The organism is Minwuia sp. IMCC3060 (assembly GCF_029909435.1).
GTDB lineage: Bacteria > Pseudomonadota > Alphaproteobacteria > Minwuiales > Minwuiaceae > Minwuia.
In genome coordinates this window covers 867,663-893,486 of record NZ_CP123782.1, presented here as the reverse complement: position 1 = coordinate 893,486, position 25,824 = coordinate 867,663, and the positions used below count along the sequence as shown (strand labels likewise).

Genomic DNA, 25,824 nt, shown 5'->3' with positions numbered 1-25,824 from the left:
GGTCTCAGTCAGCTTCGAAGCGGTGGTAGCGGATGATCGGCGCATTGTTCTGATAGCTGAACAACGGGATCGCCTCAATCGCCGTGCCACGGACACGCCGGATCACTTCTTCCAGAACGAACTCGGTGACATCGGCAATCGGCATCTTCACCGCTTCACCCAGCGGTCGCCAGTCCAGATCCAGCAGTTCGCCGGACCCGGTCAGAGGGGCGTCACCGCCACCATCGGCACGATCGGCGTGAGTGATGAAGAAACGCGCGTGGAACCGGATCGGGCTCGGCGGCGGTGTGATGGCACGGGCGAGATAGTCGATGCCCGACAGGCGCGGCACGAACCTGTCCCCCTGCATCTCGCCAAAGCGCAGCCCGGTCTCTTCCCAGGTCTCACGCACTGCGGCGACGGCCAGGCCATGGGCGGTCTCGCCACCGAACTGCGCGGCAAGGCGGCGCAAGGGGCGCTCGTCGAGCCGGTCCAGCGTCGGCGCGGTCATGTCGACACGGTCCAGACGCCCGCCGGGAAACACGTACATGTGCGGCATGAAACGGTGACGGCCGGCGCGGCGGCCCAGCAGCACCTCCGTGTCATCACCCTCCCCGCGCAGGATGACGAGGCTGGCGGCATCGCGCGGACGCACCGGGCGCGGCGTTCCCTTGACCGGATCGGACGTGCTCATTCGAAGGTATCCATGTGCTTGCCGCGAACATACTTGTAGAGGGGCAGCTTGTGGTCAGAGGTGGCGGGCGGCGGCGATTCGACGAATTCCTCGACAAACTTCAGCATCACGCCGGTGATACGCGGAATTTCCAGCGTCAGGGCCTTGTCGATGGTCACCCAGTGGATGTCCAGCAGTTCGCCGTCGCTCTCGATCACCTCGTTCGCCAGCCGGTCCGCATCGGCCATGAAGAATCGCGCGTTGAAGCGGCGCGGGCGATAGGGCGGTGTCACGGCACGGGCAACGAAGTCCAGCGCCTCAAAATCCGGTGCAAAGCCGGTGTCGAAGAACCCCGCCCAGTTGCGCGGCACGCTGCGCCCCGGCTCCGGGTCCGGCTTGCCGAGGATCAGCCCCGTCTCCTCGAACGTTTCCCGAATGGCGGCGGCGGCCAGTGCACGGGCACGCGCGGGTGAGGCGGCCTTCGTCAGGTGCCCGCCGACATGCTGTTTCAGTTCGCTTGCGCCGCGGACTCGCCAGTCGGTCGGGTCCACCCGGCCGCCGGGAAAGACCCAGCGGTTCGGCATGAAGGCATGCTTGCCATGCCGTTCGCCCATCACGACCTCGACCCCGTGCGCCGACTTGCGCCAGAGCACCAGCGTTGCCGCGTCGCGCGGCTTCAGCGCCTTCTGGCCCTCCGGCCGCAGGTGGGTGTCATTCGGGTCGTGTGGTTTGTCAGCCATGGTGCCGTCCGGTCATCTGTGCAGGTTGCGCGCAAGATGGCCCGTGACAGACACACCTGTCCAGTCCGGGACCGCGCATGGCAGTCCCCATCGACGGATTGGTCAGGAGGTTACGGGTTCGTCCTCTTGCTCCAGCCCGAAGCCGTGCATGCGGTTGGCCCACTGCAGGCCGATGACCGCGCCCTTCAGCCGGGGCAGGAAGTAGAGCGACAGCAGCACCACCAGCGGCAGCCAGATCGCCATGTGCAGCCAGAGCACGGGATGCCAGGTCTGCTCCACGATCAGCACCAGCGGCACGATGATATGGCCGACGATCATGATGGAGAGATAGGGCGGCAGGTCGTCGGAGCGGTGATGATGCAGCTCGATCCCGCAGGACGGGCATTCATCATTGACCTTCGTATAGCCGTTGAACACACGGCCTTCCCCGCAGGACGGGCAGCGCCGCTGCCAGCCCTTGCGCATCGCGGTCCAGACGGAGCGCGGTTCCAGATCCTGGTACTCTGCGTGTTTCATGATTGCACAGATAGCACCTGTTGTTTGCCGGACCATGTGTCCGGCGGTCGCAGATGCCCGACTGCGACGATCAGACCCCGATGACCACCCGTTCGAACGTCCAGTAGAGGCCCACGACGGCAATGCAGAGCGAGCCGGGGATGATCACCCTCCGGCGATAGGTCGTCTCCGACATCTGCCACAGGGCCAGCAACAGCCAGGCCGCCAGAATGACACTCAACTGACCAAACTCGACACCGACATTGAAACCGATCAGCGCCGTCAGGAACTGGTCGTACGGCAGGCCCAGTTCGGTCAGTACCCCCGCGAAGCCAAGCCCGTGCAGCAGGCCGAACGCAAAGACCACGACGGGGCGCCAGGGACTGAGACCCCGCATGAAGAGATTCTCGATCGCAACATAGGCAATGGAGAGCGCGATCAGCGGCTCGACGATGGAGGGGGGCAGTTCCACCACGCCGTACAGGGACAGGGCCAGCGTGATCGAATGCGCCACCGTGAAACAGGTCACCTGGATCAGCAGCGGTCGCATGTTGGTGCTGAGCAGGAACAGGCCAAGCACGAAGAGGATGTGGTCCACCCCGCGCGGCACGATGTGGATGTAGCCGAGTTCGACATAGTCGACCAGGGTCTCGAACGTGCCACGCTCCGGCACCAGACCCTGCATCGGGAACGGGTCCGACCTTTCACCGGCCTGCAGCCAGGCGGAAGTGAAGGCCGCATCGCCCGCGCGGCGGAGCTTGACCGCGACAGCGCCATAGCTGGCCGGGTAGTCCCAGATGAACACGTCCGCACCCGGAGGAATGGTACCGGAAAGCACGACCTTCGAATTTCTGGAGACCCGTACGTCGCCGAGCGGCGCAACCGCAATCCCGGTGACGGACAGCGGGGCGGTCTGACCGTCGAACGTCAGATCGAAGCCGTCCGTGAAGGCATCCTGCTCCGAGGCGAAGCGCGCTTCCAGTTCGGCAGGGGTCAGTGCCCGAAGCCGGTCATAGAGTTCGGCATTGGCGCTGTCGTCGGTATCGGCCAGCCCGGCCTCGACCTTCGCCATCGACGCTTCGAGATTGATGTCGAGCGAAACCGTGAAGCGACCATCAGCGGCGAACTCCACCTCCGCCACCATCGGCCGAATCTCATGCGCCCTGGCCCCGCCATCACCGACAAGTGTCAGCGCGAACAACATGACGACCGACAGGCCGAACGCTATAAGGGCTCGCATCATCATGCTCCAGCAGACAGGTTCAGAAGTGAAGATGGCATATCGGATTTCAGGCCTGATCGCCATGCTGATGGCGATCACGTCAGCGTCGGCCCACGAATACTGGGTCGAGCCGCAGAACAGTCGCGCGGAGGCAGGCGATACGGTTCCCGTGACCATGGCCGTCGGCCAGGACTTTGTCGGCAGCACGCAGATCTACATCCCCGACAATACGGTGCGCTTCGATGTCATCGGGCCGGAGGGAACGGTTTCCGCCGACGCCGGTTTCGCCGCTGATCCGGCCGGCAAGGTCGTGGTCGGGGCACCGGGGCTCTACACGGTGGTGTTTCAGAACAGGGGCAACCTGATCGAACTCGATCCGCAGACCTTCGAGACCTATGCGCGGCGTGACGGCCTTGAACATGCGCTTGCCGCGCGCGCCGCGGCCGGGCGTGAGGAAACGCAGGCGCGGGAGCGCTATACCCGGTTCCCGAAGACCTGGGTCCTGTCAGGCGATGTCTCGGCGGGAGAAGCCGCGACCGCCCCCGTCGGCATGACGTTCGAACTGGTGCCACAGCGCAATCCCTTTGCGCTTTCTGCCGGCGAGAGCCTGCAGGTGCAGGCGCTGTACCGGGGATTGCCGCTGCGGGGCGTGCTGGTGCAGGCGTTCCACAAGCAGACGGAACGTCGGGTGGCCACAATGCGCACGGATGGCAATGGCATGGCCACGCTGGAACTGCCCGTCCCGGGTCGCTGGATGATCGCCGCAGTTCATCTGATCCCGGCGGACACCGATCCGGACCTCGACTGGGAAAGCTTCTGGGCCTCCTTCGTCTTCGACATGCCGTGATGTGACACCGATTTCGTGGTCCGAAACGAGACTGCCCCCTCGGTCGCGCGGACTCAACGGTCGTCGAAAACCATCATTACGTGATTGCCGTCACGTTCGCGGGTGTAGCGCATCTCCCGCGCCAGGTTGATCGCCAGGCGCACACCAACCCCACCGACGGCTCCGGCAATCGGGTCTCCGGTCACCCGCTCCGCATCCCGAACCGGATCAAAGTAGATGCCATTGTCCCGGAAATCCATCCGGATACTGCCATCCCTCTGCCGCTCCAGACCGATGCGCACGCTCGCATTGCTGCCGGCATTGCCATGGTGGATGCTGTTGGCGTAAAGCTCCTCAAACGCAACGGCCATGCGGGTTGCAGCCGCCGCACTCAGTCCGAGTTCGGCCCCCTGACGCTGCACCCAGCGTGCTGCCGTCGACACTTCACCCAGGTCGCAGGGAAATGTCCCGAAGCGGGACTTGGGACTGGCACTCACTTGGCTTACTCTCCACGGACGTCTGATCAGAACGGCGTCTACGTCATCGAAGCTTACGGATGGAACTGTCATGCGCAAAGTGACCTCAATCGCAGTACTGCTTGTTGCAGCCATTTTCGTGATTGCAGTTTTCGTGCCCGGCTCCGGTGCGCGCGCGGCGGAGACTGTTGCGGTGGTGGAGCGTGTGGCCGGCCAGGTCAGCATCGATCGCAATGGGGAACGCAGCACGGCGACGGAGGGCCAGGCGATCGAGGCGCAGGACACTGTCATCACCGCATCCGAAGGTGCGGTCGGGCTTCGCTTTACAGATGGGGCGGAGATCGCGCTGGGACCGGAGACCACATTCCGTATTCAGGAATACCGCTACGACAGCGCCCGGGACGAAGGTGCCTTCAAGGGACGCCTGAGCCGTGGCACGCTGTCCGCCCGTTCGGGAAGGATCGCCAAGCGCGGCAGGGATCGCATGCTGGTCGAGACCCCTTCCACCATCCTGGGTGTCCGGGGCACCCGTTTCATGGTCAAGGTCGATGACTGACACCTGACGGACGAAGGTCTGTCAGGTCGGGGGACCAAAGCGGATGTGATCCGTCCAGCCCCGTTCCAGCGCCGTCATGCGGTTCACCATCTCGGTGAAGGCATTGCCGCTGCTGTCGAAGTCCGTCGCGAAACGCTCCTCCGACGCATCAAGACGCTCGCACAGATCGAGGCCCGAACTGGTCAGCCGCACGATGGTTGCGCGCCGGTCGTGGCTGGAGCGGTACTGCTCGATATAGCCCGCCTCCACCAGCTTCTTGAGATTGTAGCTGGCGTTGGAGCCCTGGTAATAGCCACGCTCCATCAGCGTCTTCACGTTGACTTCGGCCGTGCCGATGTTGGACAGCAGCAACGCCTGAACAGCCGACAGGTCGTCGATACCCATCCGTTCCAGTTCGGCCCGGATCACGTCAAGATAAAGTCGGTGCAATCTCTCGATCAGCCGCGTTGCGGACCGGTAGTTCTCGGTCTGTTGTGACAACGACGATGTGCTGCGCGCGGAATCTGCCATGGCGTCCTACCTAGTATTTCCTGCTGTTCCTCGGTGAGTGTCGCCAAACTTCGTTAACGTTCCTTTTCATGTTGCCATGGCATGACGATATCCAGCGCGCTGGCTGCGGACGGGAAACGGGAGCGACATGGCCAAGGGAAGACAGGGCAGTGGTGAGGGCCAGCTGTCGGTGCTGGTGATCGATGATGACATCGACGGTGCGCAGACGGTCGTCAGCTACCTGCGCCACGGTGGATTGACCGCGCGCGCCGAGTCCAATGGTTTCGCCGGGGTCAACACCGCGAAGCGCCTGCGCCCGCATGTCGTGCTGCTGGATGTCCAGATGCCGGGACTGGATGGCATGGAGACGGCCCGACTGATCAAGCGCGCGGTGCCCGCAACGCGGATCATCCTGATTTCTGGTCATGCGGCGTCCCTTGTCGAAGCCAATCGCGACGCCACGGTCGCCTTTGCCGTGCTCGAAAAGCCTCTGCCCCTGCCTGCGATCCTGGATTTCGTGCGCCGGGCGCTGGGCTGAAACATGGCATCCGTTGCATGTGGCAACGCGCTGCCGACATGGATTTCCCAACGGGAACACATTGTTAACTTCGATGTTGATAAATGAGGGCGTATGTCCTTCGAGGAGCGTCAAGATGGCTGATACCGCAGCAGCAGAGCCAAAGTCAGGCATAGCCAATCTGTTTGACCTCGCACAGCGCAAGAGCCGTGAGGGCCGGGCGCAGTTGTATGAGGACATCTGGAATCTCTTCGAGACCGAAGGCGAGACGCTGACGGGCAGCGAGCGCAAGCTGATGACCGACATCCTGCGCCGTCTGAGCCATGACGTGGAGATGAGCGTCCGCAAGCGGCTGGCTATCCGGCTGAACGAGATGGCGGATGCGCCGATGGAACTGGCGGCCATGCTGGCCAACGACCAGATCGAGGTCGCCTATCCGATCCTGATGGACAACAGGGCGCTGCGCGATGCGGACCTGATCGAGGTGGTGCGCCATCGCACCCTGCAGCATCAGCTTGCGACAGCCATGCGCAGCAATATCTCGGAGGCCGTGGCCGGCGCGCTGGTCGAGACCGGCAACGAGGATGTGGTCGAGGCCCTGCTGGAAAACGATACCGCGCAGATCTCCGATGCCCTGCTGGAGCATCTGGTGGCGGAATCACAGCGCGTGGATCGCTACCAGAAGCCGCTGCTGCGTCGTCCGGACCTGCCCAAGGCGCTTGCCAAGCGCATGTTCGCCTGGGTCTCGGCCGCGCTGCGCCAGTACATCGTCGATAACTATACCTTCGATGTGTCGGAGCTGGATGACACGATGCTGAACGCGATGCGGGACGCCGTCCAGGAGACAACCGGAGAGGTGGAGGTGACCGACCCTTCGCAGAGGCTGGTGGAGAAACTTCATGCCGCCGGCCAGCTCAACGCCGCCTTCTCGGTGAAGGCGCTGCGCCAGGGGGAAGTCAGCCTGTTCGAATATTCCCTCGCCCGGATCGCGGGAATGCGCCCCGAACTGATGCGGCGCATGATCTATGAACCCGGCGGCGAGGCCCTTGCCATCGTCTGTCGTGCGCTTGATTTCGACCGTCAGATCTTTCTCACGATCTATGAACTGACCCGGGTTGCGCGCGGCATGCTGGCGCGCCAGATCGCGAACGACCGGCTGCGGCTGCAACAGTTCTATGAAGGCATGACACCCAATGACGCCATTGCCGTCGTGCGGCGCTGGCGGCAGGATCCCGAGTATCTCGCGGCCCTCAATCAGCTTGGTGCCAAGGGCTGATCACGGCAGTTCTTCCTTTACTCGACCGTTCACGCGCGCAATATCTCAGGTCCAACCTGGAACCGGGACAAGATTGCCGTGATTGATCCATTCGGGCGCGCCGTGACCTATCTGCGAGTCTCCGTGACGGACCGCTGTGACTTCCGCTGTGTCTACTGCATGTCGGAGCACATGACATTCCTGCCGAAATCGGACCTGCTTTCGCTGGAGGAACTGGACCGTGTCTGCTCCGCCTTTGTCGCCAAGGGCGTGCGGAAGCTGCGCGTGACCGGCGGGGAACCGCTGGTCCGGAAGAACGTGATGGAACTGTTTCGCGGTCTGGGTCGCCACCTGAAGACCGGTGATCTGGAAGAGCTGACACTGACCACGAACGGCAGTCAGCTGCCCCGCTTCGCCGACGATCTGCGCAATGCCGGGGTCCGTCGCATCAACGTCTCCATCGATACACTTGATCCGGAGAACTTCCAGCGCATCACCCGCTGGGGCAGCCTGGAGAAGGTGCAGGACGGACTGCGAGCCGCCAAGGAAGCCGGCCTGCACGTCAAGGTGAACGCCGTGGCGCTGAAGGGCGTCAACGAGGACGAGATCAGCGACATGGTTGGCTGGTGTGGCTCCCAGGGCTTTGATCTGTGCCTGATCGAGACGATGCCGCTGGGGGACATCGACGGCGACCGGACCGACCAGTATCTGCCGCTGTCTCTGGTCAGGGCGCGGCTGCAGAACGACTGGACCCTGCGCGACACCGACTATTCGACCGGCGGTCCGGCCCGCTATACCATCGTCGAGGAAACCGGACAGCGTCTCGGTTTCATCACGCCGATGACCCATAATTTCTGCGAGAGCTGCAACCGGGTCCGACTGACCTGCACCGGCACGCTCTACATGTGCCTGGGGCAGGATGATGCCGCCGACCTGCGCACCGCGCTCAGGACGGACCCCAGCGGGGCGCTGCTGGACGCGACGATCGATGAGGCCATCGGGCGGAAGCCGAAGGGGCATGACTTCATCATCGACCGCCGCGAGAAGCAGCCTGCCGTGTCACGGCACATGAGCGTCACGGGCGGCTGAGATCACCAGGCCAGCGTGGCGGTTTCCGTCCTTGAACACGCCACGGACCGGGGGCATACAAATTGCTTGTTCAGGGTTCTGGTTAGCGACATGGATCGCGTAACCACCTGATTTGATGCAATTCGGAACGAAAGTGCCCCGAACCGTCCCATGATTGCACGGCGCGCCATACCGGTCTTCCTGAGCTTCGGCGAGAACATCAGCCGCGGCACCGCCGTGGCCATGGTCAGTCATGTCGCCCTGCTGGCCGGTCTGGCGATCGCGTCGCCACAGCTCTTCGACAGCCAGCCGGACGACATCGGTGGCTTTCCGATTTCCATTCAGGTCTTTCCGGACGTCTACCAGGAACCGGTGACCGTCGAGCTGGTGGACGAGAAGGACCTGCTGCCGGATCCGGCCCCTGTCACGGAAGCCGAACCGGAACCGGAGCCCGTCGTGGCGGAGCCGGAGCCTGAACCCGAGCCCAAGCCGACGGAAGTGCTGGTGCCGGAGCCGAAAACGGTCGAGGCCCCGAAGGATACCCCGGAGATCGCCCTGCCCGATGTGCGCCAGGCCGCGATCGAGGCCGCACGGCGCAACGAACGGCCGGCCTCCGCCGGACCCGCCCCTGTTGCCCCGAACGCCGGTGACGTGTCCCTGGTCTACGAGAAGGGGCCTGCGCTGACACCGAAGGAGGAAGCCGGCATCGTCAAGGTGCCCGACAACCTGCGGCGGAGCGGCACCCGGCCGGTCAGGGACATTCCGTCTGACCCGGCGGAGATAGAGCGCGAGATCCGCCGGACGGAAGCCCTGCAGGCGCAGGCCGAGCTTGCCGCCAAGACCGCCCCGACGGACGCGGAGGCCCAGGCCGCCGCCGCGCGTGCGGCGGAACTGAAGCAGCGCCTGCAGGAACTGGAGCTGGCACGTCTGACACCGGATGCCGCCATTGCCGCCGCCACGCTGGAGGCGGAAGGTGCGGCAGCCGCCGCCGACAAGGCATTGAAGATCGCGCAGGAAACCACCGCCGCGGTCCTGCGCGCCCGCGCCGAGACACGCGTGACATCCCAGCCCGTGCGCAAGGCACTGGCCGACGCATCGGATGCGGCACAGGCCGTGGCTGCAGCGGCGGAGCGGGCTCAGGCAGCGGCTGACAGGGCGCAGCGCGCCGCAGCTGCAGGTGCCACCGACAAGGCGCGGGAGAGCCGGTCCGACGCCGAGACGGCCCTGTCGGATGCGGAGAAATCCCGCAAGGTCGCTGTGGCCGCGCTCGACCGCGTGATCGAGGCCGCACGGACTTCCGTTGCCAGCGCCGAGCCGACAACGGAACCGCCGGAAGCTGCGCAAGAGGTCCCGGAGCGGAAGAAACCGCCGCAGCCGGAAGCGCCACTGTCCGATGCGGAGCAGGCGCGCCTGAAGTCAGCGGTCGAACGCTATCGCAGGGCTGCGGAAGAAGGCTATGCCCACGCCGAGTACAACCTCGCGAAGGCCATCGATGAGGGCAAGGGAACGGAGAAGGATCCGAAGAAGTCCGCCGACATTCTGGAGCGGCTGGCGAAGCGCGGCTATCCGCCTGCGCAGGTTCGCCTGGCGGAGAAGCATCTGACCGGCGACGGCGTGGAAAAGGACCGCAAGCGTGCATTCGTGCTGCTGAAGATGGCCGCGGATGAAGGCAACCGCACGGCGAAGCGTGCGGTGAAGGAACTGAACAGGGAAATGTCGGCGGAGGAACGCCAGCAGGCCGAGATCGAGGCTGGCCGCTGGCGGCGCTTCATCGAGAAGGAGAAGACCGAGCGGTCCATCGCGCCGGCGCAGCAGCGCCAGCTTGATGGCGACCTGAGGCAGGCCGTGACCGCCGGGAACGTGCAGCAGATCGAGGTGCTGCTGCGCTCCGGGGCTGATCCCAACGCCATCGACGCCGCGGGGCGCGACGCGATCATCGCCGCATCATGGCGCGGGCGCGAAATGGTGGTGGAGTTCCTGATCGAGCGGGGTGTCGATATCGATACCAGGGACTTCGAGGGGCGGACGCCGCTGGCCTGGGCCGCGATCAACGGTTACGCGTCGATTACCGAGGATCTGCTGAGCCAGAGCGCCGATCCGAATGCATCCGACGAAGAGGGTGTGACGCCCCTGATGCGTGCGGCCTGGAACGGCCATGAGGATGTGGTACTGGCCCTGCTGAAGCAGGGGGCAAGCCCCGACATCCGCGACGCCGAAGGCAAGACCGCGCGCGACCGCGCGCTGGAGGAACGCTGGGATCGCGTGGCGCGCATCCTGGAACGTGAAACAGTCTCGCCGAACTGAGTCGCCCTGCCCGCAGAAAGAAAATGGCACCGCAGGTCTGCCCCGCGGTGCCACAATCCTCGCGTCCTGAAGTGTCGCCCCCCGAACAGGGGCCCGAACCGGTATCAGTCGGCTGCGTCCTTGACCATGTGGATGGAGCGCTGCGGGAACGGGATCTCGATACCCAGCTCGTCCATCTTTTCCTTCATGGCCTGGGTGAAGTCGAACTTCAGCCCCCAGTAGTCACCGGCATTGCACCAGAGACGGATGGTGATATCGACCGAGCTGTCACCCAGGTTGGAGACGACGATCTGGGGCGCCGGATCCGGCAGCACGCGGGCATCCGCCTCCGCCATGGCATGCAGCGCCTTCATGGCCTCCACGTGGCTGGAGCCATAGCCGATGCCGAGCACGAAGTCGCAGCGGCGCGTGGCATGATGGCTGTAGTTCTTGATCGCGGTATTCCAGAGCGACCCGTTCGGCACGATGATGTGGACGTTGTCCGCCGTGTGCATCTCGGTCACGAAAAGCGACACGGAATCGACCGTACCGGCAACGCCACCGCCTTCGATGAAGTGCCCCTGACGGAAGGGGCGGAAGGCCAGGATCATCACACCGGCGGCAAGATTGCCCAGTGTCCCCTGGAACGCCAGACCGATGGCCAGGCCCGCTGCACCCATGACGGCGACGAAACTCGTGGTCTCGACCCCGAACTGGTCCAGTGCGGCGATGACCGTGAATGCAATGACGCCGTAGCGGGCGACAGCAGCCACGAAGTTGGTGATCAGCGGATCGGTCTTCTTCGACCGGCCCAGCAAGCTGCGTACCGCGCGGGCGACCCAACCGGCGGCGGTGAAGCCGACGATCAGGATGACGATGACGCCTACGATGGCAATCGCATATTCCGCCGCGTAGGTGACCAGAAAGTCCACCGTTTCCGAGGCCTTCTCAGAGTCCATTTCCTGTATCCCTCTTCTTATTGTCAGACTGGGTCAGTCGGTTCCGAACAGTCCCTTGAGTTTCTTCGCGGCACCTTCGACCGGGTTGCTGGACTCCGTCGAAGCCCCATCCGTGGAAGTGCCTCCGTCGCTCGCAGCCTTGTCACCACCGCCTGTCACACTGTCGAGCAGTCCCTTGACGGCACCGCCACCGCCTTCGATGACGCCCTTGACGGCATCCCCGGGGGCTTCGATCACGCCACGGACAACGCCTTCCAGATCAGGCTGGATCGACGGATCGTCCAGGCTGCCCTTGATCAGGATCGGCACACCGAGACCGCCGGCGCTCTTGGCGCCCTGCCCTGCAAGGCTGGCCACCAGCTTCGGCAGTACGCGATAGTCGATCTGGCGCGGCGGCAGGGATACGGTGCCCTTGCCGGTCACGCGCAGCAGCGGTGCATTCATCATCAGGTCGGGATTGTTGATGACACCGTTGTTCGCGGTCCAGGTCGCCGAGATCTCGGCGAAGTCGGTCTTTTCCGCCTCGTCATAGTCGAGGTCGAGATTGGCTGTTGAGATGCCACGCACCGCAGCCGCCAGATTGTAGCCGATGATGGCACCATCGCGGACCGTCAGCGCACCGGTCCCGTTCAGGGCGGAAACGATCTGCCGCTCCGATGCCCCCGCCGTGGTCATGTCGACCGCAAGCTCGACCGTACCCAGAAAATCACCGAAGTCGGCGAACTGCTGCAGCATCGGCTGGGCCTGGATGCCGTTGCCATCCAGCTTGATGGCGAACTTCGGCGCGGCACCACGGCGGTCGATGCTGACCGCACCGGTCGCCTCGCCGTCATAGAGACCCAGTTTCGTGATCGTCAGGTTGGTCCGCTTGCCCTCGGACACGAGCTTGATGTCGGTTGCAGCCGTATCGACGATGCCGGTCTTGATGGAGTCAGCCGCGATGTGCATGTCCACATCCGCCGCATCCAGCCCCGAAAGGTCGATGGGATCATCGGACCAGTCCTTGGAAGCACCGGCAGGTGCAGCGGCACCGTCGGACGTGCCGACACCCTCCTTCGCATCGGCGGGCATGTAGGGCCGCAGATCCAGGTCGCCGCCGCTCAGATCAGCGAACAGGGACGGGCGGGCACCGGCCAGCCCGGCACGGATGGCACCGGTCAGGCGATTCCCGTCAAACCCGATGGCGGCATCGCTCAATGCCACAGCGGTCGGGCTGCCGGTCACGTTCGCGTCCAGCGAGATGGACGAAGGCAGCTTGACCTCCGGCCCCATGGCGGCACCAACCCAGGCAAGCAACTCGCCCAGCTTGTCAGCCGTGACCGTCAGGCGACCCGCGCCCTTCGGTGCCGTACCGGCGGTGGCTGTGCCGTTGAAATCAACCTTGAACAGGTCACCACCTTCCGCCGTCAGACGCAGGGCCGTTTCCTGACCTGCGGCAATCGCCTGCGGCCGGTCGACATGCGCGACCACCGAAACCTGGCGTCCCTGCCATTCGGCGCTGGCGTCCATGTCGAAGGGGCCCGCGAAGTCAGGCAGCGACAGCTTGGCATTCACGCCCTTCAGTTCCTGACGCTGACCTGTCTGGGCATCCATGTAGATGAAGGTCGCGTTCTCCAGGCGAACGTCATCCAGCCGCAGGGCCAGATCACCGCCACCGCCACCGGACCCTTCGCCGGAACCGCCGGAAGCGGCAGGCGCCGCGGCACCCGCAGGCGGATCGAACTCGAAGTTGAACCGGCCGTTGGCATCCTTCTCGATCGCGATCACCGGCTCAACCAGCACGAAGCGCTTGATCACCACGTCGCCGGAGATTGCCGCCATCAGATCGACCTGGATGTCCGCGGACTTGATACGGACCAGATCCGCGGCCTCTCCGCCCGCCGCGTTGCTCAGGGCGACTTCGGGCAGGGTCAGGGCCACATCGGGAAAGATCGAGAAACTGGGATCACCATTGACCGTGAGCTTGCGCCCCGTGGCTCCCTCGACCTCTTCCTTGACGTAATCGACAAGCGTGGAGGTCGGAACGACAAACGGCACGATGATGACAATGGCCACCAGCAGCACCAGAATGACTCCGATTGCAATCAGGACGCGTTTCATCGGTTTCCCCTAGTTTGGAACTCGTTTCACTTTTTCGACTGCCATTTCGCACCTGTCAAACCTTCGCGAAGCCTGTCACAGGCTTCACACAGGGCGCTGGCGCGCATTTCCGTAATTCTGTGACGACAATAGCAGAATGTGTGCCGACAATCGCCGGGTCTGTGCCGACGCGCCTCTCCCCAGCCGAGCAGAATGTGTGCCGACAATCGCCGGGTCTGTGCCGACGCGCCTCTCCCCTGCCGCTTCTGCGCTTCCCGTCGATAGGCCGCTGGCCTATGTTCGGCGCAGGCCGAGACAACCCTGGGGAGGACGAAATGTCGAAAGGCACTGTACTGGCAAACGGCGCGGACCTGAGCGGGAAGTACGCGGATGTGGTCCCGCGCCCGGCCAGCAGCATCCTGCTCATCCGCGATTCCGACGCCGGGCTGGAAGTCTTCATGGTCAAGCGCCATCACAAGATCGACTTCGCCTCCGGCGCGATGGTCTTTCCCGGCGGCAAGGTCGATCCCGAAGACAGTGATGCGGAAGCCCGTGCCGCGACCATCGGCGCCGAACCCTTCGACGACACACAGCTCGGCTTCCGGGTCTCGGCGATCCGGGAGGCGTTCGAGGAAACCGGCGTCCTGATCGCCACCAACAAGGATGGCAGCGAACTCACGGCCGAGCAGACCAACGACCTCAAGGAACGCTATGCAGCGCGCCTGGAGAAGAACGAGGTCACCATGGGTGCCATGGCGGCGGCGGAGGGTCTGTCGATCCGGGTGGACCGGCTGGAAGCCTTCGCCCACTGGATCACACCACCGGTGATGCCGAAGCGGTTCGACACCCCCTTCTTCATCGCCGTGGCCCCGGAGGCACAGATCGACGGCGCCCTGCATGATGGCACGGAGGCGGTGGAGAGCGTCTGGACAACACCGGCAGCCGTTATGGAACAGGCCGACCGTGGGGAGGTGACGATGGTCTTCGCCACCCGGCTGAACCTGCAGCTGCTTGGAGAATCATCGAACGTCGCCGAGGCCATGTCCGCCGCCGCGAAACGCACGCCTGTCATTGTCACGCCACATGTCTATGTGAAGGACGGTCGTCGCATGATCGACATTCCCGCCGACGCCGGTTTCGGCAAGGCAACCTGGGATGTGGGCGACGGCTGAGGGATGTTGGCGAAGGCTGAAACAGCGGGCGCCGCCCTGCGGCAGCCCGCTTCCCGAAACACATAAAAAAGAGCCGCGCCCTTTCGGAGACGGCTCTTTCTCTAGCTTGTTCTGCGTACGGGAGCGGTGCTCTTGATCGGCTCCGTCTCCCTGCGCCCCTCCCAAGACTCGGGCAAAGCTGAAGGAACGTTACCCGCATTGAATGCGTGACGCAACGTCAAGATACTTGTCACTGCACAAATATCTATCGGTCTGCCTCAACTTCAGGCAGCGAGCTTGTCGAGTTCCTTCAGCAGGGCGTCGGACATGGTTGCCGTCGAGACCTGAGCCATGCCCTCAGCCATGATGTCGGGGGTGCGCAGACCGCGCGACAGCACATTGTTCACAGCCGTCTCGATCAGGTCCGCATCCTCCGGCAGATCGAAGGTGTAGCGCAGCGACATGGCGTAGGACAGCAGGGTAGCCAGCGGGTTGGCCTTGCCCTGTCCGGCAATGTCCGGCGCGGAACCGTGCACCGGCTCGTACAGCGACTTGCGGCGACCGGTCTCGTCCACATCGCCCAGCGATGCGGAAGGCAGCATGCCGAGCGAGCCTGTCAGCATCGCCGCCGTGTCGGACAGCATGTCACCGAACAGATTGTCGGTCACGATGACATCGAACTGCTTCGGCGCACGGACAAGCTGCATGGAGCAATTGTCGGCGTACATGTGACTGAGCTCGACATCGGAGAAGGATTCCGCATGCAGCTTGGTCACTTCCTCGCGCCAGAGCACGCCGGACTCCATGACGTTGGCCTTCTCGACGGAGCAGACCTTGTTGCCCCGCTTGCGCGCCAGGTCGAAGGCGACGGCGGCAACCCGGCGGATCTCGGAGGTCGTGTAGACCTGCGTGTTGATCCCGCGCCGTTCACCGTTCGGCAGATCCTCGATCCCGCGCGGTTCGCCGAAGTACACACCACCCGTCAGTTCACGGATGATCATGATGTCCAGCCCTTCGATGATGTCACGCTTCAGGGTGGAGGCATCGACCAGCGGCGCGAAACAGAGTGCTGGGCGCAGGTTGGCATAGAGGCCCAGATCCTTGCGCAGGCGCAGCAGGCCGCGTTCCGGCTTCTGTGCGAACGGCAGGTCATCCCACTTCGGACCGCCGACGGCGCCGAGCAGCACGGCGTCGGAATTCATGGCGGTATCCACCACCTTGTCGGTCACCGGAATACCGTGCTTGTCGATGGATGCCCCGCCGACCAGATCCTCGGTCACGTCGAAGCTGACGGCGCGGCGATGATCCATCCAGTCGATCACCTTGCGCACGACACTCATCACTTCCGGCCCGATTCCGTCGCCGGGCAGCATCAGCAGTTTGCGATTGGATGCCATGGTCTCAATTCCTCCAGAATGGGCCGTGCGTCAGGACGCGGCGCGGTAAAGCCAGGGCGCGCTGCTCTTCTGTTGAGCCTCGAAGCCGTCGATGGCGTCGCCGCGCTGCATCGTCAGGCCGATGTCGTCCAGGCCATTGAGCAAGCAGTGCTTGCGGAACGGGTCGATCTCGAAGCGGAAGGTCTTGCCGTTGGACGCGAAGACGGTCTGGCTTTCCAGATCAACCTCGATCTCCAGGCCCTCTGCCGCGTCGGTCATCAGATACTCGATCGCATCCTTCGGCAGCGGCACGGCCAGAATGCCGTTCTTCGAACAGTTGTTGTAGAAGATGTCGGCAAAGCTTTCCGCAATGACGCAGCGGATGCCGAAATCCAGCAAAGCCCAGGGCGCATGTTCCCGGCTGGAGCCGCAGCCGAAATTGTCACCGGCGACCAGGATCTCTGCCTTCCGGTAAGGCTCCCGATTCAGAACGAATTCCGGAATCTCCGTCACACCGTCGGTGTAGCGCATCTCGTCGAACAGGTGCTTGCCAAGCCCCGAACGCTTGATCGTCTTCAGGAACTGCTTCGGAATGATCATGTCGGTGTCGATGTTGGCAATCCTCATCGGCGCCGCAGTTGCCTTCAGGCGGTCGAATTTCTGCATGGTTCGGGCTCCCTCTCCGTTCGCGCGTTGTCATAGCGCCAGCCAGTGCATAGTTAAAGTCCCAAGCAACACGGGAGAAGCCTGCCATGCCACAAACTGATGCCGAATTCCCCGGTGGCAGCGATACCGCATCCGCCAGATACCAGGCCAATGCCCGCTCAACGCTGCTTGCCTACCTGCTCTGGTTCTTCCTCGGCTGGCTCGGCGTGCATCGCTTCTATCTCGGCCGTGTGTTCTCCGGAATCATCATGCTGCTGCTCTGGGGCGCGGGAACCGGCCTTGCCGTGGTCTTCATCGGCTACCTGCTGCTGATACCCTGGGCCATCTGGTGGTGCCTCGACGCCTTGCTGATCCCCGGCATGGTCCGCGCGGAGAACAACGCCGTCGTCGACCGGATCGAACGCGGGAGGTGACTGTCTGCTGACCGTTCCGCCCCTCTCCCCCTCCCGGCCACCCACGCAAGTATCCTGAAATGGGTGGCCGGGAGGGGGAGAGGGGAGGCCCGGTCAGCGCAATGGACCACCGCTACTGTCGCGCCATCTCCGCGTTGGCGATCATTTCACCGTCCAGATCGCCCTGCTTGTACAGCCTGACGCTGACGCGGTGCAGTTCGCCGGTGAAGCAGTAGGGCGCGCCATAGCGACCCACGGGACTGCCACGGTCCCGGCCGATATCGAGACCGGACCAGGAGATGAACGGGCCGAAGGTGTGCGGCGAATGCAGTGACCCGGCCGCCTGCCCGTCGATCAGCAGCCGGTAGGTGATGCCGTCGCCGTCCGTGTCGTTGCGGGCCGTCAGACCGAGTTCCGTCGTGCCAGCGGGGATCGCCGCGGGCGACCGCAACACGGTCAGTTCCCCGCCGATGTTGGTGACATGAACCAGATGCCCCGCCCCGTCGATGTACAGCGCGTATCCGGAAGTGGCATCGCCATGGGCCAGCAGGATTCCTTCCGGCTTCCTGTCGCCGATCCGAACGTGCGCGGTGATGTCATAGTCGCGGCTGCGGATATCCGGTGCCACCTCGGTCGGGATATGCCCCATGCCCCAGTGGAAATCGAAACGGGTCCGCGCCCCCTGATGCCGCTCCGCATTCTCCGCGAAACGGGCGGCGAACCGGTCATCCAGCGGCAGCACGTTCCTGGCCGCCGCCTCCTGCCACCAGTGGTCGATCATCGCCTGCAGCCGCTCGGGATGTTCGGCAGCCAGATCGGCACTCTCCGAGAAGTCCGCGTCCAGGTGATAGAGTTCCCAGACGTCGTCATCGAACGGCGTTCCGGGCGGATGGAACGCCACCGCCTTCCAGCCATCGAGCCAGAGACCGCGATGGCCGAACATCTCGAAATACTGCGGCCGGTCGCGTGACGGCGCGTCGGCGTCCTTCAGGCTTGCCGCGAAGCTGACACCTTCCAGCGGCATCTGCGGCACGCCATTCACCTCGGCGGGCGGTTCGACACCGACAATCTCCAGCAGGGTCGGGACCAGGTCGCTGACATGGGCGAACTGATGGCGCAGCCCGCCTTCGCGCCCCAGACCGTTGGGCCAGGAAATCACCAGCGGATCGCGGATGCCGCCGCCATGGGTGTTCTGCTTGTAGCGTTTCAGCGGCGTGTTCGCCGCCATCGCCCAGCCGAAGGGGAAATTGGAATGGGTGTCCGGCCCGCCGATGTCATCGATGCGCGCCAGCTTCTCCGCCACCGACTCCTTGCGCCCGTTGTAGGGGCCCATGGCATTGACGAAACCGAACGGCCCGCCCTCCTGACTCGCCCCATTGTCGGACATGACGATGATGATGGTGTCGTCGCGGACCCCGGCGTCCTCCAGGAACCCGACCAGGCGGGCAAGGTGCTGGTCGGCATGGTCCAGCATGGCGGCATAGGCGGACTGCAGCCGGGTGAAGACCTTCTGCTCGTCCGCACTGTGCTTGTCCCAGGGGCGGACATTGTCGTTGATCGGCGGCAGCACGGTATCCTGCGGCACCAGCCCCAGTTCCTTCTGCCGCGCCAGCCTGCGCTCCCGCTCCACGTCCCAGCCGCCGCTGAACATCTCGTCATAGGACCGGATCAGGTCGAACGGGGCCTGATGCGGCGCGTGGCAGGCACCGAACGACAGCAGGGTCATCCAGGGCACGGTAGGCTGCTCGGCGATGTGGCCGGACAGGAAACGGATCGCCTGATCCACCAGATCGGACGTCAGGTGATAGCCGTCGGCGAAGGTGCCCGGCGGGTCGATGTGGGAATTGTCCTGCACCAGTTCCGGCGAAAACTGATCGGTCTCCGCGTCCATGAAACCGTAGAACCGGTCAAAGCCGCGCCCCAGCGGCCAGCCGTCGAACGGGCCGGTCGCCCCGGTCTCCGTCAGCGGCGTGACATGCCACTTGCCCAGCATGTAGTTGCGATAGCCCTGGCCCCGCAGCATCTCCGCGATGGTGCCGGCCTGCTTCGATATCTTGCCGGTATATCCCGGATAGCCGCTGTCGAAGTTCGCCAGACTGCCGACCCCGACCGAGTGATGGTTGCGCCCGGTCAGCAGTGCGGCACGGGTGGTCGAGCACATGGCCGTCGTGTGGAACCCGGAATAGCGCAGTCCCTCCCCCGCCAGCGCGTCGATGGTCGGGGTCCGGATGGTGGAGCCGTAGCAGCCGAAGTCCGAGAAGCCGACGTCGTCGAACAGCACCATCAGGATGTTCGGGGCGCCCTTCGGCGGTTTCACCTTCTCCGGCCACCAGGGTTTCGAATCCGCTATTGTCCGACCGATCTTTCCCGCGAACTCTTCGCTGTTTCCCGTCATCCTGCATTCCTCCCCGTCATGCGTGCAGCAGAACCTAGCGCATTGCCGACCGAAAGAGACAGCCCCGATGCGTCCGACCGGAACTGGGCTATAAGGCGGACTCTGAACACACTCGGGGAAGCAAGACATGAAACCAACAACCCTGTCAGGCGTTCGCGTCGTCGAGATGAGCCACATGATCATGGGGCCGTCCTGCGGCATGTTCCTGGCCATGTTCGGTGCCGACGTGATCAAGATCGAGCCGCCGGAGGGGGACCGGACACGGGCCCTGACCGGCATGGGCACCGGCTTCTTCCCCGTCTTCAACCGTGGCAAGCGCTCCGTCGCGCTGGATCTGGACGGCGAGGCGGGGATGGCCGCACTGCATGCCCTGCTGGCCGAAGCGGACGTCTTCATCGAGAATTTCCGCGACGGCTCGCTGGAGAAGCGGGGACTGGATTCGGCGACCCTGCGCCAGCGCTATCCGCGACTGATCACGGCGCCGCACAAGGGCTTCCTGAACGGCCCCTACCGTGACCGCACCGCGCTGGATGAAGTCGTGCAGATGATGACCGGCCTGGCCTACATGACCGGCCCGACGGGGCGGCCACTGCGGGTCGGGTCCTCGGCCAACGACATCATGGCGGGCATGTTCGGGGCCATGGGCATCATGGCGGCACTGATGGACCGGGACACCTCCGGCGAGGGCCGCGAAGTGCGCGTCGGCCTGTTCGAGAACTGCCTGCTGATGGTGGCGCAGCACATGGTGCAGTACGACCTGGTGGGGACGGAGGCACCGCCGATGCCGGAGCGGGATTTCTCCTGGCCGGTCTATGACATCTTCGAAACCGCCGATGGCAAGCAGCTCTTCATCGGCGCGGTCACCCTCGGCCACTGGGATTCGCTCTGTGGTCTGCTGGGGCTCGACGATCTGGTGGGACGCGACGACCTGAAATCGAAGATGCAGCAGATCGACGCCCGGACATGGACCATCCCGATCATCGCGGAGGCGGTCAGGACACGCACCCTGGCCGACCTGGAAGCGGCCTTCCTGCCGCTGGGCATCCCCTACGCCCCGATTGCCCGTCCGGCGCAGATGTATGACGACCGGCATGTGAACCGGCCCGGCGGGCTGCTGACCTCCACCTACAACGACAAGGCCTTCCGCGCGCCCGGACTGCCGCTGGATTTCGACGGTCAGCCCACGGACTTCGCGGCGGACGTGCCGGAGATCGGCGAACATACCGACGACATATTGCGTGCACTTGGCCTGGACAGTTCGACAATCGCCGCCGCCTCTGGCAAATAGGGCGAAATCAACAAACGACAGGAGGGAACCCCCCATGAAGAAGATTCTGATGACCGCCGTTGCCGCCGCCGCGCTGGCCGGCATTGGCCAGTCCGGCACGGCGCAGGCCGCCGAGGCCATGCGCTGCAGCCACCAGCTGCCGCCGCAGCACCACATCGCCCAGGTCATCGACCGCTGGGCCGCCGAGGTCGAGGCCCAGTCGAATGGCGACATCGACGTGCAGGTCTTCGGTGCCAACAGCCTTTCGGGCGCGAAGGAAAACATCCCCTCCGTCGCCAAGGGCAGCATCGAATGCGCCTTCTCCGTGAACTTCCAGTGGGGCAAGACCCTGCCGCTGATGAATGTCACGCTGAAGCCCTATGCCGTGACCAGCAAGGACGTCCTGGCCAACTGGCCGGGATCGGAGGCCGCGAAGTATCTCGAGGCGGCCCTGCTGGAGAAGGGCGTGCGCAACGTTGCCTGGCTGTTCACCACCCGGATGAGCGCCTATACCTCGAAGGGCAAGGCGCTGCTGACCCCGGCTGATTTTCAGGGCGTCAAGATTCGCGGCCTGAACCCGATTGTCGATGCCGGCCTGCGCGCCATGGGTGCCGCGCCGTCGGCCATGTCCGGCTCCAAGGTCTATCAGGCGCTGTCCACCGGTGTCATCGATGCGGGTCTGACCGACATCGCCGCCACCTGGTCACGCAAGTACTACGAAGTCCAGGATCAGGTCGTGGCCTCGCCGCTGTTCAGCGTCTTCTTCCATGGCTACGTCAACCCGGCCTGGTATGACGGCCTGAGCGATGCCAACAAGGCTGCGCTGGACGCCGCCGGTGCAAAGGCTGCCGTCTGGGCGGTCGAGGAGACCGAGAAGGCTGCCGGTTCCGCGCCGTACAACCTCGCCACCAAGAATGTGACCGTCCACATCCACACGGCAGAGCAGGCCGCGGTGATGAAGGCGGCGATGGGTCCGGCATTCGATGCCGCCTTCGCCGAGGAAACCGGTGACGAAGGCAAGAAGCTGCTGGAACTGGTCAACCAGATCGGCAAGTAAGCGGCAACCACCGCTTCGGATCGCACGGCAGGCAGCACCATGAACCCTGTTGAACGACATGGTGCAGGGGGTGACGGCACGACGCCCGCACCCGGCCTGCCGGAGCGTCTGGTGACACCCGTGGCGCGGCTGGGCCTCGGTCTGGCCGCGCTGGGGGTGCTCGTCGTTCTGGCCATCACCGGCTACAGCGTCTTCAAGCGCTATGTGCTCGGCACGCCGGTGACCTGGACCGACGAACTCTCCGGCTATCTCGTGGTCGCCATAGTCATGCTGGGCGCGGCGGAGACGCTGCGGCGCGGCGACCACATCAGCGTCGACCTGCTGTCAGGCCGCCTCAAGGGCAATGGCCGTCGCTTGGCCTCGGTCTGGGGCATGATTGCGGCCATACTGGTCATGCTGGCGATCCTGGTCAGTGGCATCACCGCTGTCCGGTTTTCCTATGACTTCGGTGTCTATTCCGACGGCTATCTGGCCGTGCCGATGTGGATTCCGCAGCTTGCCCTGATCGTCGGATCGGTTCTGGTCATTGCCGTGGCGGTGGCGCGCCTGCTCTCCATTCTGAGCGGCGGGCGGGGCGACCGATGACACTTGTCCTGATCCTCGGCCTGCTGCTGGTACTGCTGCTGACCGGCGCACCGATCTTTGCCGCGCTCGGGCTGGCATCCCTGATCATCACCCTGCTGACCGAAGGCCATGTGCACTCGATTGCCGACACGGTCTTCGCCAAGCTGAACAACAATCTGCTGACCGCGATCCCGATGTTCGCCTTCATGGCCTTCATCATGATCCGGTCCAGGGTGGTCGATCACCTCTATGAGGCCGCCAATGCCATGGTCCGGCACCTGCCAGGTGGCCTGGGCATCGCGACGGTACTGTCCTGCACGGTCTTCGCCGCCATTTCCGGTTCTTCCGTCGCCACCGCACTGACCATCGGCACCGCCGCCATCCCGCAGATGCGCCGGTTCGGCTATCCCGCCCATACCGCCTATGGCGTCATCGCCGCGGGTGGCACGCTGGGAATCCTGATCCCGCCCTCCGGCCCGATGATCCTCTATGCCATCGTGACAGAGGTCTCCATCGGCGCGCTGTTCCTGGCGGGGCTGATTCCGGGCCTGCTGATGGCACTCGTCTTTGCGCTCTACTGCATGTGGGCGGCCATCCGGCGACGGGATATCGAGAATCCCGGCTGGATCGGGTTCCGTGAATGCGCCCGTGCGGTCGGTCGCGCCTTCTGGGCCCTGATGATGCCCCCCGTGGTGCTGGGCGGCATCTATCTCGGAATCTTCACGGCATCTGAGGCGGCAGCCATCGGCTGCTTCTATGCCCTGTTCGTCGGTGTCGTGGTCTATCGCAACTTCGGCTGGCGCGACCTGTGGGAAACCTCGCAGGAAACCGTCCGCACGACCGCCATGCTGTTCATGATCCTGGCCGCCGCGGCGATCTTCGGACACGCCGTGACCATCATCCGCCTGCCGGCCGAACTGGTCGAGACCGTCGTCACCTACCAACTGACACCGCTGATGTTCGTGCTGGCGGTCATGGCCGTGATCTTCATCCTGGGCATGTTCCTGGAGACGATCTCGATCATCCTGATCACCACACCGATCATCTACCCCGTGCTGCTGCAACTGGGCATCGACCCGGTCTGGTACGGCGTGCTGCTGATGATCAATCTGGAACTGGCGCTGATCACACCGCCGGTGGGCATGAACCTGTTCGTCATCAAGGGTATTGCCGACGCGCCGCTGGCGGAGGTCATCCGTGGCATCTTCCCCTATGTCTTCCTGCTGCTGTTCGGCCTCGCCGCCGTCCTCGCGTTCCCCGACCTCGCCACATGGCTGCCGACGGCTGCCGGGTTCGGTTGAGGGCTTCAGATCTCGACCAGATGGTTCGGCAGTTCGTCGCGGTCATCAGGCTGGCGCGGGAAATGCCCGTCCAGTTCCGCACCGGCAGCGGAGATGGCATCGACAAAGGCATCCACGGTCCGGCCCTGTTTCATGTGGCTGGTGAAACCATCGACGATGCTGTCCCAGGTACCGGGATCAACAACCGCGTTGATGCCCGCGTCGGCAATGATCTCCACGTGATGTTCGGCCATTGCGGCAAAGATCAGGATGCCGGTGCGGTCGGCCGTTTGGTGCAGCCCCTGTCCCAGGAACTGGGTCCGGGCCAGCCGCGCCGCGCGACGCTGCTTCACCCTGCGCGGTACCAGCGCCATGCGCAGCGGCATGTGATGCAGCACCAGAAAGGCCAGCAGGGCGATGCCCGACTGCACGCCGATCAGCTGCGCGGCTGACAGACCGACCCCGCCCAGCACCAGCAACCCGCCGCCGAGCAGGCCCGCCAGTGACGACCACAGGGCAGCAATGATCAGGTAGGGTTCGCAGGCGCGGGCGACGACACAAACGATCTCGCCACTGGTCCGTGCCTCGACAGCGCGGATCGCGTCCGCGATGCGCTGGCGATCCGGTTCCGAAAAATGTCCAGCCATCACCAGCTCCCCGACGATCCGCCGCCGCCGAAGCCGCCGCCACCGCCGCCAAATCCACCACCGCTGCCGCCACCGAAGCCGCCTGATCCACCGGCAAGGCCGCCGCCATAGAGCATCCTCCGCCCACGCCTTCGGCCTGACCGGGGACCACCACCCTCCCCCTGTACCGCCATCAGGAAGAACACCAGGAACAGCAAGATGGGAAACAGGGCCACCATCCTCTCCGGATTGCCGTCATCCGCTTCATTCGGCAGGGGGGCATAGGTCCCCGCGATTGTCTGCAGGATGGCATTGGTGCCACGTACAATACCGCCCGCCAGATCGCCGTTGCGAAAGGCGGGAAGGATCTCGTTCTCGATGATCAGTCGCGACGTCGCGTCGGTGAGGCTGCCCTCCAGCCCGTAGCCGACCTCGATCCGCACCTTGCGTTCGGTCGGCGCCACGATCAGCAGGGCGCCATTGTTCCGGCCTTCCTGGCCGATCCCCCAGGCCCGGCCCAGACGATAGCCATAGTCGGCGATCTCGTACCCCTCCAGCGATTGCAGCGTAACGACGACGACCTGATTGCTGGTGGCCTTCTCATGGGCTGCCAGAGCGGTGGTCAGCTGCTGCTTGGTTGCCGCATCCAGCACCCCGGCCTGATCCAAGACGCGCCCGGTCAGGGGCGGAAAGGTCTGGGCAGCGGCCATTCCGGCCCAGAGCACCAGCGCCAGCAGGACCGGCAGGGTCCGCGTCGCCCTCCGTTGCAGGCAGGACTGCATCAGAACTTCACGGCAGGCGCCTGATCCGCCCCCGGGGCGGCCTGGAAATTCTGTTTCGGTTCCAGATCACCGTAAAGGATGGTCGCCCAGATGATGCCGGGGAAGGTCCGCAGTTCGGTGTTGAAGACCCGCACCGCGTCGATGTAGTCCCGCCGCGCCACGGCAATCCGGTTCTCCGTCCCCTCCAGTTGCGACTGCAGGGCGATGAAGTTCTGCGAGCTCTTCAGATCGGGGTAGCGCTCGACTGTCACCAGCAGCCGCGACAGGGCGCTGGAAAGCTGGCCCTGCGCCTGTTCGAATATCTTCAGCGCGTTCGGATCGCTCAACATGTCCGGCGTCACCTGGACCTGAACCTGCGTTGCCCTGGCCCGGGCCTCGATAACAGCGGTCAGCACGTCCTTTTCCTGCGCGGCGAAGCCCTTTACGGTTTCCACCAGATTCGGGATCAGGTCGGCACGGCGCTGGTACTGGTTCTGCACCTGCGCCCAGGCGGCATTGACGCCCTCGTCCAGTCGCGGGATCTCGTTCACACCGCAACCGGTCAGGCTGAGCGCCAGCAGCAGCATCGCCAGCAGGCGCGCCGGGGCATGAAACAGGCGTGGCAGGGCAGCGCTCATGACGGAAACCTCTGGTTGATCATCTTCGCGTACC

26 protein-coding genes are annotated in these 25,824 nt (G+C 64.4%); 12 read left to right on the top strand and 14 right to left on the bottom strand.

Annotation, left to right across the window (positions count from 1 at the left end; translation table 11 throughout):
* Positions 1–4 precede the first annotated feature (4 nt).
* The 4 genes from QGV54_RS04145 to QGV54_RS04130 form a co-directional block, all read right to left on the bottom strand.
* Positions 5–673, bottom strand: a complete 669-nt coding sequence (locus QGV54_RS04145) for an NUDIX hydrolase (RefSeq protein WP_281018115.1) — start codon at positions 671–673, stop codon at positions 5–7.
* Complete coding sequence (locus QGV54_RS04140) at positions 670–1,392, bottom strand: NUDIX domain-containing protein (protein ID WP_281018116.1); 723 nt, start codon at positions 1,390–1,392, stop codon at positions 670–672. Before QGV54_RS04140 ends, QGV54_RS04145 begins: the two co-directional genes overlap by 4 nt.
* A 102-nt stretch (positions 1,393–1,494) precedes the next feature.
* Entirely contained in the window at positions 1,495–1,908 is a 414-nt protein-coding gene (locus tag QGV54_RS04135; RefSeq protein ID WP_281018117.1) for a DUF983 domain-containing protein, read from the bottom strand.
* A 70-nt stretch (positions 1,909–1,978) separates the two neighbouring features.
* Positions 1,979–3,127 carry a HupE/UreJ family protein gene (locus QGV54_RS04130; protein ID WP_281018118.1) on the bottom strand — a complete coding sequence of 383 codons (1,149 nt, stop codon included), beginning with the start codon at positions 3,125–3,127 and terminating at the stop codon, positions 1,979–1,981.
* A 34-nt stretch (positions 3,128–3,161) separates the two neighbouring features.
* Between QGV54_RS04130 and QGV54_RS04125 the strand changes: the two genes are divergently transcribed.
* Positions 3,162–3,956 carry a DUF4198 domain-containing protein gene (locus tag QGV54_RS04125; RefSeq protein WP_281018119.1) on the top strand — a complete coding sequence of 265 codons (795 nt, stop codon included), beginning with the start codon at positions 3,162–3,164 and terminating at the stop codon, positions 3,954–3,956.
* A 53-nt stretch (positions 3,957–4,009) separates the two neighbouring features.
* Here QGV54_RS04125 and QGV54_RS04120 read toward each other — a convergent pair whose 3' ends face one another.
* Positions 4,010–4,432 (bottom strand): ATP-binding protein, encoded by a 423-nt coding sequence (locus QGV54_RS04120; protein ID WP_281018120.1) that lies wholly within the window; start codon positions 4,430–4,432, stop codon positions 4,010–4,012.
* Positions 4,433–4,550: 118 nt separating this feature from the next.
* Between QGV54_RS04120 and QGV54_RS04115 the strand changes: the two genes are divergently transcribed.
* Positions 4,551–4,967, top strand: a complete 417-nt coding sequence (locus tag QGV54_RS04115; protein ID WP_281018121.1) for a FecR domain-containing protein — start codon at positions 4,551–4,553, stop codon at positions 4,965–4,967.
* Between the two features lie 21 nt (positions 4,968–4,988).
* Here QGV54_RS04115 and QGV54_RS04110 read toward each other — a convergent pair whose 3' ends face one another.
* On the bottom strand, positions 4,989–5,447 hold the full coding sequence (locus QGV54_RS04110; protein ID WP_281018122.1) for a MarR family winged helix-turn-helix transcriptional regulator: 459 nt from the start codon (positions 5,445–5,447) through the stop codon (positions 4,989–4,991).
* Positions 5,448–5,604: 157 nt separating this feature from the next.
* Here QGV54_RS04110 and QGV54_RS04105 point away from each other — a divergent pair, with 157 nt between their 5' ends.
* The 4 genes from QGV54_RS04105 (at position 5,605) to QGV54_RS04090 (ending at position 10,600) form a co-directional block, all read left to right on the top strand.
* The gene (locus QGV54_RS04105) at positions 5,605–5,994 is read left to right on the top strand and encodes a response regulator (RefSeq protein WP_281018123.1); all 390 of its coding nucleotides are present in this window, start codon (positions 5,605–5,607) and stop codon (positions 5,992–5,994) included.
* 115 nt (positions 5,995–6,109) lie between these two features.
* Positions 6,110–7,249: a DUF2336 domain-containing protein gene (locus QGV54_RS04100; protein ID WP_281018124.1), complete on the top strand. Its 1,140-nt coding sequence runs from the start codon at positions 6,110–6,112 to the stop codon at positions 7,247–7,249.
* A gap of 78 nt (positions 7,250–7,327) precedes the next feature.
* A complete protein-coding gene (moaA, locus tag QGV54_RS04095) occupies positions 7,328–8,317 on the top strand; it encodes a GTP 3',8-cyclase MoaA (RefSeq protein WP_281018125.1) in 990 nt (329 codons plus the stop codon).
* Positions 8,318–8,467: 150 nt separating this feature from the next.
* Complete coding sequence (locus QGV54_RS04090) at positions 8,468–10,600, top strand: ankyrin repeat domain-containing protein (protein ID WP_281018126.1); 2,133 nt, start codon at positions 8,468–8,470, stop codon at positions 10,598–10,600.
* Between the two features lie 104 nt (positions 10,601–10,704).
* Here the strand turns inward: QGV54_RS04090 and QGV54_RS04085 are convergent, their stop codons facing one another.
* Entirely contained in the window at positions 10,705–11,538 is an 834-nt protein-coding gene (locus QGV54_RS04085) for a mechanosensitive ion channel domain-containing protein (RefSeq protein ID WP_281018127.1), read from the bottom strand.
* Between the two features lie 33 nt (positions 11,539–11,571).
* Positions 11,572–13,638, bottom strand: a complete 2,067-nt coding sequence (locus QGV54_RS04080) for an AsmA family protein (protein WP_281018128.1) — start codon at positions 13,636–13,638, stop codon at positions 11,572–11,574.
* A 314-nt stretch (positions 13,639–13,952) separates the two neighbouring features.
* Between QGV54_RS04080 and QGV54_RS04075 the strand changes: the two genes are divergently transcribed.
* On the top strand, positions 13,953–14,789 hold the full coding sequence (locus tag QGV54_RS04075) for an NUDIX domain-containing protein (RefSeq protein ID WP_281018129.1): 837 nt from the start codon (positions 13,953–13,955) through the stop codon (positions 14,787–14,789).
* A gap of 263 nt (positions 14,790–15,052) precedes the next feature.
* Here the strand turns inward: QGV54_RS04075 and leuB are convergent, their stop codons facing one another.
* Both leuB and leuD read right to left on the bottom strand, forming a co-directional pair.
* On the bottom strand, positions 15,053–16,165 hold the full coding sequence (gene leuB, locus QGV54_RS04070; protein ID WP_281018130.1) for a 3-isopropylmalate dehydrogenase: 1,113 nt from the start codon (positions 16,163–16,165) through the stop codon (positions 15,053–15,055).
* Positions 16,166–16,195: 30 nt separating this feature from the next.
* Positions 16,196–16,810, bottom strand: a complete 615-nt coding sequence (gene leuD, locus QGV54_RS04065) for a 3-isopropylmalate dehydratase small subunit (RefSeq protein WP_281018131.1) — start codon at positions 16,808–16,810, stop codon at positions 16,196–16,198.
* A gap of 86 nt (positions 16,811–16,896) precedes the next feature.
* Here leuD and QGV54_RS04060 point away from each other — a divergent pair, with 86 nt between their 5' ends.
* Positions 16,897–17,223: a TM2 domain-containing protein gene (locus tag QGV54_RS04060; protein ID WP_281018132.1), complete on the top strand. Its 327-nt coding sequence runs from the start codon at positions 16,897–16,899 to the stop codon at positions 17,221–17,223.
* A gap of 112 nt (positions 17,224–17,335) precedes the next feature.
* On the opposite strand, the gene QGV54_RS04055 is transcribed toward QGV54_RS04060, so the two are convergent.
* Positions 17,336–19,597 carry an arylsulfatase gene (locus QGV54_RS04055; protein ID WP_281018133.1) on the bottom strand — a complete coding sequence of 754 codons (2,262 nt, stop codon included), beginning with the start codon at positions 19,595–19,597 and terminating at the stop codon, positions 17,336–17,338.
* Between the two features lie 127 nt (positions 19,598–19,724).
* On the opposite strand from QGV54_RS04055, the gene QGV54_RS04050 reads away from it, so the two are divergent.
* Genes QGV54_RS04050 through QGV54_RS04035 form a run of 4 tightly spaced genes read left to right on the top strand, consistent with a single transcriptional unit; the run spans position 19,725 to position 23,786 of the window.
* Positions 19,725–20,885 carry a CoA transferase gene (locus tag QGV54_RS04050; RefSeq protein ID WP_281018134.1) on the top strand — a complete coding sequence of 387 codons (1,161 nt, stop codon included), beginning with the start codon at positions 19,725–19,727 and terminating at the stop codon, positions 20,883–20,885.
* A 34-nt stretch (positions 20,886–20,919) separates the two neighbouring features.
* Complete coding sequence (dctP, locus tag QGV54_RS04045; protein ID WP_281018135.1) at positions 20,920–21,921, top strand: TRAP transporter substrate-binding protein DctP; 1,002 nt, start codon at positions 20,920–20,922, stop codon at positions 21,919–21,921.
* A 39-nt stretch (positions 21,922–21,960) separates the two neighbouring features.
* On the top strand, positions 21,961–22,506 hold the full coding sequence (locus tag QGV54_RS04040) for a TRAP transporter small permease (RefSeq protein WP_281018137.1): 546 nt from the start codon (positions 21,961–21,963) through the stop codon (positions 22,504–22,506).
* Positions 22,503–23,786 carry a TRAP transporter large permease gene (locus tag QGV54_RS04035; protein ID WP_281018138.1) on the top strand — a complete coding sequence of 428 codons (1,284 nt, stop codon included), beginning with the start codon at positions 22,503–22,505 and terminating at the stop codon, positions 23,784–23,786. Before QGV54_RS04040 ends, QGV54_RS04035 begins: the two co-directional genes overlap by 4 nt.
* A gap of 5 nt (positions 23,787–23,791) precedes the next feature.
* Here the strand turns inward: QGV54_RS04035 and QGV54_RS04030 are convergent, their stop codons facing one another.
* From QGV54_RS04030 to QGV54_RS04020, 3 genes are read right to left on the bottom strand one after another with little or no spacing between them, the layout of a single operon-like run.
* On the bottom strand, positions 23,792–24,412 hold the full coding sequence (locus tag QGV54_RS04030; RefSeq protein ID WP_281018139.1) for a TPM domain-containing protein: 621 nt from the start codon (positions 24,410–24,412) through the stop codon (positions 23,792–23,794).
* Complete coding sequence (locus QGV54_RS04025; protein ID WP_281018140.1) at positions 24,412–25,173, bottom strand: TPM domain-containing protein; 762 nt, start codon at positions 25,171–25,173, stop codon at positions 24,412–24,414. Before QGV54_RS04025 ends, QGV54_RS04030 begins: the two co-directional genes overlap by 1 nt.
* Positions 25,173–25,790: a LemA family protein gene (locus QGV54_RS04020; protein WP_281018141.1), complete on the bottom strand. Its 618-nt coding sequence runs from the start codon at positions 25,788–25,790 to the stop codon at positions 25,173–25,175. Before QGV54_RS04020 ends, QGV54_RS04025 begins: the two co-directional genes overlap by 1 nt.
* Between the last annotated feature and the right edge of the window lie 34 nt (positions 25,791–25,824).

Bases quoted from the DNA above. Each gene is read 5' to 3' on its own strand.
- QGV54_RS04145 (WP_281018115.1), bottom strand. From the start codon at position 673: ATGAGCACGTCCGATCCGGTCAAGGGAACGCCGCGCCCGGTGCGTCCG.
- QGV54_RS04140 (WP_281018116.1), bottom strand. From the start codon at position 1,392: ATGGCTGACAAACCACACGACCCGAATGACACCCACCTGCGGCCGGAG.
- QGV54_RS04135 (WP_281018117.1), bottom strand. From the start codon at position 1,908: ATGAAACACGCAGAGTACCAGGATCTGGAACCGCGCTCCGTCTGGACC.
- QGV54_RS04130 (WP_281018118.1), bottom strand. From the start codon at position 3,127: ATGCGAGCCCTTATAGCGTTCGGCCTGTCGGTCGTCATGTTGTTCGCG.
- QGV54_RS04125 (WP_281018119.1), top strand. From the start codon at position 3,162: ATGGCATATCGGATTTCAGGCCTGATCGCCATGCTGATGGCGATCACG.
- QGV54_RS04105 (WP_281018123.1), top strand. From the start codon at position 5,605: ATGGCCAAGGGAAGACAGGGCAGTGGTGAGGGCCAGCTGTCGGTGCTG.
- QGV54_RS04100 (WP_281018124.1), top strand. From the start codon at position 6,110: ATGGCTGATACCGCAGCAGCAGAGCCAAAGTCAGGCATAGCCAATCTG.
- QGV54_RS04090 (WP_281018126.1), top strand. From the start codon at position 8,468: ATGATTGCACGGCGCGCCATACCGGTCTTCCTGAGCTTCGGCGAGAAC.
- QGV54_RS04085 (WP_281018127.1), bottom strand. From the start codon at position 11,538: ATGGACTCTGAGAAGGCCTCGGAAACGGTGGACTTTCTGGTCACCTAC.
- QGV54_RS04080 (WP_281018128.1), bottom strand. From the start codon at position 13,638: ATGAAACGCGTCCTGATTGCAATCGGAGTCATTCTGGTGCTGCTGGTG.
- QGV54_RS04075 (WP_281018129.1), top strand. From the start codon at position 13,953: ATGTCGAAAGGCACTGTACTGGCAAACGGCGCGGACCTGAGCGGGAAG.
- leuB (WP_281018130.1), bottom strand. From the start codon at position 16,165: ATGGCATCCAATCGCAAACTGCTGATGCTGCCCGGCGACGGAATCGGG.
- leuD (WP_281018131.1), bottom strand. From the start codon at position 16,810: ATGCAGAAATTCGACCGCCTGAAGGCAACTGCGGCGCCGATGAGGATT.
- QGV54_RS04060 (WP_281018132.1), top strand. From the start codon at position 16,897: ATGCCACAAACTGATGCCGAATTCCCCGGTGGCAGCGATACCGCATCC.
- QGV54_RS04055 (WP_281018133.1), bottom strand. From the start codon at position 19,597: ATGACGGGAAACAGCGAAGAGTTCGCGGGAAAGATCGGTCGGACAATA.
- QGV54_RS04050 (WP_281018134.1), top strand. From the start codon at position 19,725: ATGAAACCAACAACCCTGTCAGGCGTTCGCGTCGTCGAGATGAGCCAC.
- dctP (WP_281018135.1), top strand. From the start codon at position 20,920: ATGAAGAAGATTCTGATGACCGCCGTTGCCGCCGCCGCGCTGGCCGGC.
- QGV54_RS04040 (WP_281018137.1), top strand. From the start codon at position 21,961: ATGAACCCTGTTGAACGACATGGTGCAGGGGGTGACGGCACGACGCCC.
- QGV54_RS04035 (WP_281018138.1), top strand. From the start codon at position 22,503: ATGACACTTGTCCTGATCCTCGGCCTGCTGCTGGTACTGCTGCTGACC.
- QGV54_RS04030 (WP_281018139.1), bottom strand. From the start codon at position 24,412: ATGGCTGGACATTTTTCGGAACCGGATCGCCAGCGCATCGCGGACGCG.
- QGV54_RS04025 (WP_281018140.1), bottom strand. From the start codon at position 25,173: ATGCAGTCCTGCCTGCAACGGAGGGCGACGCGGACCCTGCCGGTCCTG.
- QGV54_RS04020 (WP_281018141.1), bottom strand. From the start codon at position 25,790: ATGAGCGCTGCCCTGCCACGCCTGTTTCATGCCCCGGCGCGCCTGCTG.